Annotated in this window: 10 protein-coding genes; 8 read left to right on the top strand and 2 right to left on the bottom strand. The window is 39.1% G+C overall.

Features of this window, described 5'->3' with window-relative positions; genetic code table 11:
* Window positions 1-372 precede the first annotated feature (372 nt).
* The 5 genes from pdhA to V7077_RS00495 all read left to right on the top strand — a co-directional run bounded on the left by pdhA (window position 373) and on the right by V7077_RS00495 (window position 5,753).
* Window positions 373-1,488 carry a pyruvate dehydrogenase (acetyl-transferring) E1 component subunit alpha gene (pdhA, locus tag V7077_RS00515; RefSeq protein WP_335497856.1) on the top strand — a complete coding sequence of 372 codons (1,116 nt, stop codon included), beginning with the start codon at window positions 373-375 and terminating at the stop codon, window positions 1,486-1,488.
* A 3-nt stretch (window positions 1,489-1,491) separates the two neighbouring features.
* On the top strand, window positions 1,492-2,469 hold the full coding sequence (locus tag V7077_RS00510; RefSeq protein ID WP_335497855.1) for an alpha-ketoacid dehydrogenase subunit beta: 978 nt from the start codon (window positions 1,492-1,494) through the stop codon (window positions 2,467-2,469).
* A gap of 111 nt (window positions 2,470-2,580) precedes the next feature.
* A complete protein-coding gene (locus V7077_RS00505) occupies window positions 2,581-3,882 on the top strand; it encodes a dihydrolipoamide acetyltransferase family protein (RefSeq protein ID WP_335497854.1) in 1,302 nt (433 codons plus the stop codon).
* Window positions 3,883-3,886: 4 nt separating this feature from the next.
* Window positions 3,887-5,302 (top strand): dihydrolipoyl dehydrogenase, encoded by a 1,416-nt coding sequence (gene lpdA / locus V7077_RS00500; RefSeq protein ID WP_335497853.1) that lies wholly within the window; start codon window positions 3,887-3,889, stop codon window positions 5,300-5,302.
* A gap of 208 nt (window positions 5,303-5,510) precedes the next feature.
* Window positions 5,511-5,753, top strand: a complete 243-nt coding sequence (locus V7077_RS00495) for a hypothetical protein (RefSeq protein WP_335497851.1) — start codon at window positions 5,511-5,513, stop codon at window positions 5,751-5,753.
* 39 nt (window positions 5,754-5,792) lie between these two features.
* Here V7077_RS00495 and V7077_RS00490 read toward each other — a convergent pair whose 3' ends face one another.
* Entirely contained in the window at window positions 5,793-6,227 is a 435-nt protein-coding gene (locus tag V7077_RS00490) for a DUF1885 family protein (protein ID WP_335497849.1), read from the bottom strand.
* A gap of 280 nt (window positions 6,228-6,507) precedes the next feature.
* Between V7077_RS00490 and V7077_RS00485 the strand changes: the two genes are divergently transcribed.
* Window positions 6,508-6,630, top strand: coding sequence for a GapA-binding peptide SR1P (locus V7077_RS00485; protein ID WP_335497847.1), 123 nt, complete (start codon window positions 6,508-6,510; stop codon window positions 6,628-6,630).
* A gap of 49 nt (window positions 6,631-6,679) precedes the next feature.
* Here the strand turns inward: V7077_RS00485 and V7077_RS00480 are convergent, their stop codons facing one another.
* A complete protein-coding gene (locus tag V7077_RS00480; protein ID WP_335497845.1) occupies window positions 6,680-8,152 on the bottom strand; it encodes an aminotransferase class I/II-fold pyridoxal phosphate-dependent enzyme in 1,473 nt (490 codons plus the stop codon).
* A gap of 212 nt (window positions 8,153-8,364) precedes the next feature.
* On the opposite strand from V7077_RS00480, the gene V7077_RS00475 reads away from it, so the two are divergent.
* Both V7077_RS00475 and V7077_RS00470 read left to right on the top strand, forming a co-directional pair.
* Window positions 8,365-9,324: an NAD(P)H-dependent flavin oxidoreductase gene (locus V7077_RS00475; protein WP_335497844.1), complete on the top strand. Its 960-nt coding sequence runs from the start codon at window positions 8,365-8,367 to the stop codon at window positions 9,322-9,324.
* 39 nt (window positions 9,325-9,363) lie between these two features.
* Window positions 9,364-9,636, top strand: a complete 273-nt coding sequence (locus V7077_RS00470; RefSeq protein WP_335497843.1) for a UPF0223 family protein — start codon at window positions 9,364-9,366, stop codon at window positions 9,634-9,636.
* Window positions 9,637-9,649: the final 13 nt, after the last annotated feature.

Genomic DNA, 9,649 nt, shown 5'->3' with positions numbered 1-9,649 from the left:
TTTTAAGAGAATTAATTTTAAGGATAATTTATTTAATGAAAAATAATGAAACTTAGTATTTGACGGCATAAATTAAAAGTTGTAAACTCAGAAGTGTGATAAAAGTTGTACTAATGATGTTACATAAAATAGTGATACAGAATAATATATTATGGAAAAAGAACTTTTCGTTTTTATCTTACCTTTTCTGTGAAACACTAGTTCATAGTATGTATCCATCCAATTCAGGCCTCAAATCTTATGTAATATCAAACAGATGACCAATTACAAGTTGCTTACAACTTATGTTTAATCGCAATTTTTGGGTAATCTAAATAGTGGATTTTATTTTAAAAAAATAGGCCCCTTAAATAGAAAGGAAGAGATGACACAATGGCTTCTAAACTTAAGAATGCCCAGCTTGATGCCAAGAAAGCACTCGAAGCTGTAGAAGAACAATTCCAAACGCTTCAAATCCTTAACGAGCAAGGTGAGGTTGTGAATGAAGCAGCAATGCCTAACCTAACTGACGAACAGCTTCAAGAATTGATGCGCCGCATGGTCTACACTAGAATCTTAGATCAGCGTTCGATTTCTTTAAATCGTCAAGGAAGATTAGGTTTCTATGCGCCAACAGCAGGACAAGAAGCATCCCAGCTTGCTTCTCAATTCGCGCTTGAAACAGAAGACTTTATCTTACCTGGATACCGTGATGTACCGCAAATCGTTTGGCACGGTTTACCTCTATCACAAGCTTTTTTATGGTCTAGAGGACATTTTGAGGGTATGAATATCCCTGAAGGTGTTAACGTGCTTCATCCACAAATTATCATTGGTGCTCAGTATGTTCAAACTGCCGGGGTTGCACTTGGAATGAAAAAGCGTGGAACAAAAGCTGTTGCGATTACCTATACAGGTGATGGTGGAACATCGCAAGGGGACTTCTATGAAGGAATCAACTTTGCAGGTGCCTATAAAGCTCCAGCCATTTTCGTTATTCAAAATAACCAGTTTGCCATTTCTACTCCACGTGAAAAGCAAACTGCTGCAAAAACATTAGCACAAAAGGCTGTGGCGGCAGGTATTCCTGGTATCGTGGTAGACGGAATGGATCCATTAGCAGTTTATGCTGCAACACGCGAAGCGCGTGAGCGTGCCGTAAATGGTGAAGGACCTACATTAATTGAAACATTAACCTACCGTTATGGCCCACATACCATGGCAGGGGATGACCCAACTCGTTACCGTACAGCAGATCTAGATAATGAGTGGGAAAAGAAAGATCCACTTGTACGTTTCCGTAAGTTCCTTGAGAACAAAGGACTATGGAGTGAAGAAAAAGAAACTGCAGTAATTGAACAGGCTAAAGAAGATATTAAAGAAGCACTTAAACAAGCTGATGCTGCTCCTAAACAAAAAGTGACAGACTTAATGTCTATTATGTATGATGAAATGCCACAAACTTTAAAAGAACAATATGAACTATATAAAGAAAAGGAGTCGAAGTAAGCCATGGCTCAAATGACTATGATTCAAGCAATAACAGATGCATTACGTACGGAACTGCGAAATGATCCGAATGTGTTAGTTTTCGGTGAAGACGTAGGCGTAAACGGTGGTGTATTCCGTGCAACTGAAGGGCTGCACCAGGAATTTGGCGAAGACCGTGTGTTTGACACGCCTCTAGCTGAATCAGGAATTGGCGGTTTAGCAGTAGGTCTAAGCTTACAAGGCTTCCGTCCAGTACCGGAAATTCAATTTTTTGGATTTGTGTTTGAAGTAATGGATTCCATTGCTGGTCAATTAGCTCGTCAACGCTATCGTTCAGGAGGAAGATATAGTGCTCCAGTAACAATCCGCTCACCATTTGGCGGAGGGGTACATACTCCAGATATGCACGCGGACAGCTTAGAAGGACTTATGGCGCAAACTCCTGGAGTGAAGGTAGTTATTCCATCTACTCCTTATGATGCAAAAGGGTTGCTTATTTCAGCGATTCGTGACAATGACCCAGTTATTTTCCTTGAGCATATGAAACTATACCGTTCATTCCGTCAAGAGGTTCCAGAAGAGGAATATACTATTCCACTAGGGAAAGCTGAAGTTAAGCGTGAAGGAACTGATGTATCTATTATTACTTACGGTGCAATGGTACATGAATCATTAAAAGCTGCGGAAGAACTTGAAAAAGAAGGATATTCTGCTGAGGTTATTGACCTGCGTACTGTAAGCCCAATTGATATCGAGACAATTATTTCATCTGTAGAGAAAACTGGACGTGCAATCGTCGTTCAAGAAGCACAAAAACAAGCAGGGGTTGCAGCTAATGTTGTCGCTGAAATTAATGACCGCGCTATTCTTAGCTTAGAAGCTCCTGTATTACGTGTTGCTGCACCAGATACAGTTTTCCCATTCCCACAAGCTGAATCAGTTTGGCTTCCAAATTATAAGGACGTTATTGAGACAGCTAAAAAAGTTCTAACTTTCTAATTAGCAGGTTGAACTGCAAAATAAATAACATAAGAATTGGGAAAAGAATCATCTTTTCCCAATTCTAAAGTGAATAACTCAAAATACATGAAAAATAGGAGATGAATCTCTGTGTCATTTCAATTTAAAATGCCTGATATCGGTGAAGGTATTCACGAAGGTGAAATCGTCAAATGGTTTGTAAAGCCAGGTGATAAGGTCCAAGAAGATGATGTCCTATGTGAAATCCAAAATGATAAAGCTGTAGTTGAAATTCCATCCCCAGTAGAGGGTACTGTTCAAGAGGTTTTAGTTGGAGAAGGAACGGTAGCAACAGTTGGTCAAGTACTGGTTACATTTGATGCTCCGGGATATGAAAACTTACAATTTAAAGGCGATGATCATGCCGAAGAAGCTCCAAAACAAGCTGAAGCTCCAGCAGCACCAGTACAAGAAGCGGCAGCTCCAGCTGCTCAAGGTGAGCCGCAAGCTGAAGTTGATCCAAATCGTCGTATTATTGCTATGCCTTCTGTCCGTAAATATGCACGTGAAAAAGGTGTTGAAATTCGTTTAGTAACAGGTTCTGGAGAAAACGGCCGTGTTCTTAAGAATGATATTGATGCGTTCTTAAGCGGTGGTGCGACGGCTCCTGCTGCAGAAGTAACAGCCCCTGCTGCAGAAGAAGCTAAGACAGAAGAACCAAAAGCTGCTGCTCCAATTCCACAAGGCGAATATCCTGAAACACGTGAAAAAATGAGCGGTATCCGTAAAGCAATTGCAAAAGCAATGGTTAACTCTAAACACACTGCTCCACACGTTACCTTAATGGACGAAATTGATGTAACTAAGCTTGTAGCACACCGTAAGAAGTTCAAAGAAGTGGCTGCTGCTAAAGGCATTAAGCTTACATTCTTACCATATGTCGTAAAAGCATTAACAAGCGCGTTAAGAGAGTTCCCTGTATTAAATACATCTCTTGATGATGCAACAAATGAAATTATCCATAAACATTATTACAACATTGGTATCGCTGCTGATACTGAAAAAGGTCTTTTAGTTCCTGTAGTTAAAGATGCTGACCGTAAATCCGTATTTACAATTTCAAATGAAATTAACGAATTAGCTGGTAAAGCACGTGAGGGTAAACTTGCTCCTAATGAAATGAAGGGTGCTTCTTGCACAATTTCTAACATTGGATCTGCAGGCGGACAATGGTTCACTCCTGTTATTAACCATCCAGAAGTAGCAATCTTAGGTGTTGGCCGAATTGCCGAGAAGCCGATCGTTCGTAACGGTGAAATTGTTGCTGCACCTGTATTAGCATTATCTTTAAGCTTTGACCACCGTATGATTGATGGTGCAACTGCTCAAAATGCTATGAATCATATTAAACGTTTATTAAACGATCCAGAACTATTGTTAATGGAGGCGTAAGAAAATGGTAGTTGGAGATTTCCCAATTGAAACAGATACTATAGTCATCGGTGCGGGTCCTGGAGGATATGTTGCAGCAATTCGTGCTGCTCAGCTAGGGCAAAAAGTAACAATTGTTGAAAAAGAATATGTGGGCGGCGTATGTTTAAACGTAGGTTGTATTCCTTCTAAAGCGTTGATTGCTGCAGGACATCGTTATGAAACAGCTGTTCACTCTGAGTCATTCGGTATCACTGCTGAAAACGTAAAGGTTGATTTTACAAAAGTTCAAGATTTTAAAGCAGGAATCGTTAAGAAATTAACTGGCGGTGTTGAAGGGCTTTTAAAAGGCAACAAGGTTAACATTGTTCGTGGTGAAGCATTTTTTGTTGATGCCAATACACTCCGTGTAATGGACGAACATTCAGCTCAAACCTATACTTTCAAACATGCAATTATTGCAACAGGTTCTCGTCCAATTGAGCTGCCAACTTTTAAATATTCAAAACGTGTTTTAAATTCGACTGGTGCTCTTAATTTAACTGAAATCCCTGAAAAAATTGTTGTTATTGGCGGGGGAGTTATTGGGATTGAGCTTGGCGGTGCATACGCAAACTTTGGCACTCAAGTAACAATCTTAGAAGGCGCAGAAGAAATTTTAGGTCTTGGCGTATTTGATAAGCAGATGGCTGGACTTGTTAAGCGCACCATGAAGAAACGTGGCGCAGAATTCTATACAAAAGCTTTGGCTAAGGGTGTAGAAGAAACTGAAAATGGTGTGGTTGTTACCTTTGAAACTAAAGGCGAAGAAAAGAAAATTGAAGCTGATTATGTGTTCGTCATGGTTGGACGCCGTCCAAACACAGATGAAATGGGCTTAGAACAAGTGGGCGTTAAATTAAGCGAACGTGGTCTAATTGAAATAGATAAGCAATGCCGTACTAATATTAGTAATATCTATGCAATCGGTGATGTTGTTGCTGGTCCTCAATTAGCACATAAAGCTTCCTATGAAGCAAAAATTGCTGCGGAAGCAATTGCAGGACATCCATCAGAAATAGATTACCTCGGAATTCCAGCTGTTGTATTCTCAGATCCAGAATTAGCTTCTGTGGGATATACTGAGCCACAAGCTAAAGAAGAAGGTATTGAGGTAAATGCTGCTAAATTCCCATTCGCTGCAAATGGCCGTGCATTATCTTTAGACAGTGGTGATGGTTTCCTTAAATTAATCACACGAAAAGAAGATGGTGTGGTAATTGGCGCACAAATCGCGGGTGCCAGTGCTTCTGATATGATTGCTGAATTAGGTTTAGCGATCGAGGCGGGTATGACAGCAGAAGATTTAGCTCTTACAATCCATGCTCACCCAACTCTTGGAGAGATTACAATGGAAGCAGCTGAAGTTGCTCTAGGAACACCAATTCATATTATTAAGTAATCATAAATGAAGTCCTTTCCTAAAATAGGGAAGGACTTTATTTATTAGCAGAGAATTTAACTAATAAAAGAAGTCTTAAATAGGAGGGAGAATTTAAAAGAATTCCGAGAATTATCTCTAACTGTTTAAACTGAAACATATATTTAAAACACTAGCCAATGTCTTTGTTCTTAATTAAAAGATCAATGTCTTTTGCGTGGTGATAAAAATGAAGGTCTATATAGTAATTATCTTACAATTTATTATTTGGAGTGGTTATACACTTATTGAATGGCTTTCAAAGCATGATCAACTCATTTATAAAGTAATTATGTTTTTTGTGTTTTTTTACCTGGCATTAATGCTAGGTAATTATGTGACCAAATCGCTTCGGAAAACATTATTTATTACAGCGTTAAGTCTTGTAATATATACATCAATCCATTATACACTGGCACTTTTTGTACAGTAAAAAAAGACCCCGCAGTTAGTTGGAGTCTTTTTCTGTGTGTTATTTTCTCGGATAATAATACATGACTCTGTCATTAAAAAGGTGGAGCTCTCCTTGCAGTTTTTTGGCAAGGAATTTGCAAAATTCATTTGCTTTTCCTTTATCACCATGTGTAGATTGTTCAGGTAATGTAACTTGTATGTATTGCTGCTCTCTTTCTGTGTTATCTTCCTCTATTACGGTTTCCTTATCAACGCCAATTAAAATGGCATTATAGCGTTCGTGGTCAGAATGCAAGAGAAATGCCTTTCCTTTATTTCCTTCTGTTTCCTTTAAATCATATGGAAATGCAGATTCCCCATACTGCCAGTTCAATTGGTCGCCCGTTTTAGCAGTTATATCTTTATAATAATGAAATAATTCTTTTACTTCTTCGATTGTGATTGTTTGTTTAACAGATGAGGGCACAAGTTTAATAAATGCATTTACAGCCATCACCATTCCCCCTTTTTCGTTCATTTTTCTATGCAATTCTATTCTAGCACTGATTAAAAAGTACTGACAACATTAAATACAATAAAATAAATCAGCAATTGTCCTACAGTTTTTAGGAAGAGTAATAAACAATCAAGTAGGTCGTTTATGATGAAAAAATAAATAATGTGACATACAATTTATGCTTGAAAAGTTCAATGTGATATATTATTATTGAATTAAGGATATAAGAAAGCGTTTTAAATTTATCATCATTCAATAAGAAAAGGGGATTGAACAAATGGGTACTCTTGTATGCCAAACATGTAATTCTACTATTGATCACTTTGAAGATGAAAAAGTTACGGTGCTCTATTCTAAATGTAATTGCTGTGAAGACCACAAACACGACGAAGAAATATAATAAGATAAAATAAAAAGGATTCCGTTTCTGGAATCCTATTTTTTTGCTTCTATTGAATTGCTTTATATTCTTTTATCACACGGATAGTTTTAATTTCATCATCCTCAGGACCTTGAACTGGCAAGCCGGCTTCAAGATTTTCACGAATGTAATGTAGATTTTCTTTTGTAATAATTTCGCCTGGAATGAATATTGGAATCCCAGGAGGATATACCATGATAAACTCTGCTATAATTCTGCCTTCAGATTCTTCAATCGGAACAACTTCTGTTTCTGCATAAAATGCATCTCTTGGTGTTAAAGCAAGGACTGGAATTTCAGGCAGGAGAACTTCTAATGGTTTAATCTGCCCTACACGGTGCTCACATTCGCTTGCAAGCTCTTTTAAAGCATTTACTAACAGGTCCCCTTCAGCATCAGTATCTCCTAATGAGATGATGCACAGGATGTTATAAAGGTCAGATAGTTCAACCTCAATATTATGTTTTTCCCTAAGCCATTTTTCTACTTCATAACCGGATAAGCCTAAATTTTTAACCGAAATAATGAGTTTAGTCGGATCATAATCAAAAGTCGCTTTAGAACCAAGGATTTCTTCACCAACACAATGAATGTGATCGATCTCATTAATTCTTTTCCGAATAGATTGGGATAACCTTATGGTTTTATCAATTAACTCTTTTCCCTTTGTTGCAAGCTGCTTACGTGCTACATCTAAGGAAGCAAGCAGCAAATACGACGTCGATGTAGTGGTAAGCATGCTTAAAATGGATTGAACATGCTTTGCAGAAACAAGTCCTTCTCTTACATTAAGAATCGAACTCTGGGTCATGGAACCACCTAATTTATGAACACTCGTTGCTGCCATGTCTGCCCCGGCCTGCATAGCTGAAAGTGGCAGTTGATCATGGAAATGGATATGGACACCATGGGCTTCATCGACAAGTACGGGAACATGATGAGAGTGAGCAATTTCAACAATTTTCTTTAGGTCTGCAGAGATTCCGAAGTAAGTCGGATTAATCACTAAAACGGCTTTAGCATCAGGGTGCTGTGTTAAAGCTCTTTCCACTGAATCAGTTGTAATGCCATGTGAGATACCCAAGTCTTTATCAATTTCGGGATGAATAAAGACTGGTATGGCCCCAGAAAAAACGATCGCTGACATAATTGATTTGTGAACATTTCTTGGGACTATAATTTTATCGTCAGGCCCGCAAACCGCCATAATCATCGCAATAATTGCGCCGCTGGTTCCCTGAACGGAAAAAAAGGTGCGATCTGCACCAAAGGCTTCCGCTGCTAAATCTTGAGCTTGTTTAATGATTCCCTTTGGCTGATGTAAATCATCAAGAGGACCGATATTGATTAGGTCTATGGACAAAGCATTATCACCAATAAATTGGCGGAATTCAGTATCCATTCCAGCGCCTTTTTTATGGCCGGGAATGTGGAATTGAATTGGGTTTTTTTTAGCGTGTGCTACTAAACCGCTGAATAACGGTGTTTGTTCTTGTGACAATGGTAAATACACCTCTTTATAAAAAATGCTCGGATTATTCGTCTTTATTCGACATAAAACAAAGGAATTATAGCATTATTCCTTTGTATTTTAAAGGTTTTAAATTTAACTTTACTGAAAAATTTTAACATATTGTTAGTTTCCCTTAAAGAAAGGAAAATTAACCTTTAAAGACGAATAAACAAATTAATAAATGTGAAGGAGGGGTTCAATTGAATTGGCATACACGTATTACCGGCCTATTAAACATTCAGTTTCCGATTATCCAAGGGGGGCTGGCATACTTAGCTTATTCGGAGCTAGCTGCTGCTGTTTCAAACGCAGGGGGGCTTGGTCAAATTACAGCGATGTCACTGGGCACGCCTGAATTGCTGAGAGCTGAGATTAGAAAAGTTAAACAATTAACGGATAAACCATTTGGGGTAAACTTTGCCATTGGACAGCAAGGAAGACCATTCTCAGAGTACCTTCAAGTGGCCATCGATGAAAAGGTACCAGTTGTTTCGATGACTGGCGGAAATCCAACACCTATCTTTGAACAATTAAAGGGGACAGATATTAAAACCCTTGTCCTCGTAGCTGCAAGGAGACAGGCAATAAAGGCTGAGGAGCTGGGAGCCGATGCAGTTATGGTCGTGGGGCAGGAAGGCGGCGGACATCTGGGCAGGGACGATATTGGGACGTTTGTTTTAATACCTCAAGTAGTAGATGCTGTTTCTATCCCTGTGATTGCCTCGGGAGGAATAGGGGATGGACGGGGATTAATGGCAGCTCTAAGTTTAGGAGCAGAAGGGATTGAAATGGGGACTAGATTTATCGCCACAAAGGATTGTGTCCACGCACACGAGGTCTACAAACGAGCGTTAGTAGAAGGAACCGAATGTGATACAGTCGTCATTAAACGAACCCTGGGAGCCCCTGGTAGAGCCATTGCTAACAATTGGACAGAAAGAATCCTAGCGATTGAGAAGAATCATGGTGATTATCAACAGCTCAAAGACTTTATTAGTGGAAATGCGAATAAACGGTACATATACGATGGAGAAACGGCAGGGGGCTTTGCCTGGGCAGGGCAGGTTATGGGCCTCATAAAAGATGTACCGACAGTCGCTGAGCTCTTTACCAGAATAGTAAATGAGGCCGAACAAATACGTGCAAAATGGGGAGAATAGAGGTATCATACACAATAGCATAGAAAAGCAGGTGAATGTATGGAATATCAGTACCCCATTGATTACAGTTGGTCGACTGAAGAAATTGTCGATGTGATTAAATTTTTTGAATCCATTGAGAGGGCCTATGAAAAAGGGATTGAACGAGATGAGGTCATGATGGCCTATCGTCGGTTCAAAGAGATTGTTCCGAGCAAAGCACAGGAAAAAACGCTTTGTGGTGAATTCGAAGAAATAAGTGGATATTCTTCGTATCGGACGATTAAAAAAGCAAAAGAGGCCTCTGCTGGAGATAAAATTATCATGAAATAAAGAAGAAAACTCC

It is taken from the genome of Neobacillus vireti, assembly GCF_036962465.1.
In the GTDB taxonomy this organism is placed as follows: Bacteria; Bacillota; Bacilli; order Bacillales; family Cytobacillaceae; genus Neobacillus; species Neobacillus vireti_B.
The sequence above is the reverse complement of the archived record's forward strand: the minus strand, read 5'-3'. Positions and strand labels throughout refer to the sequence as shown.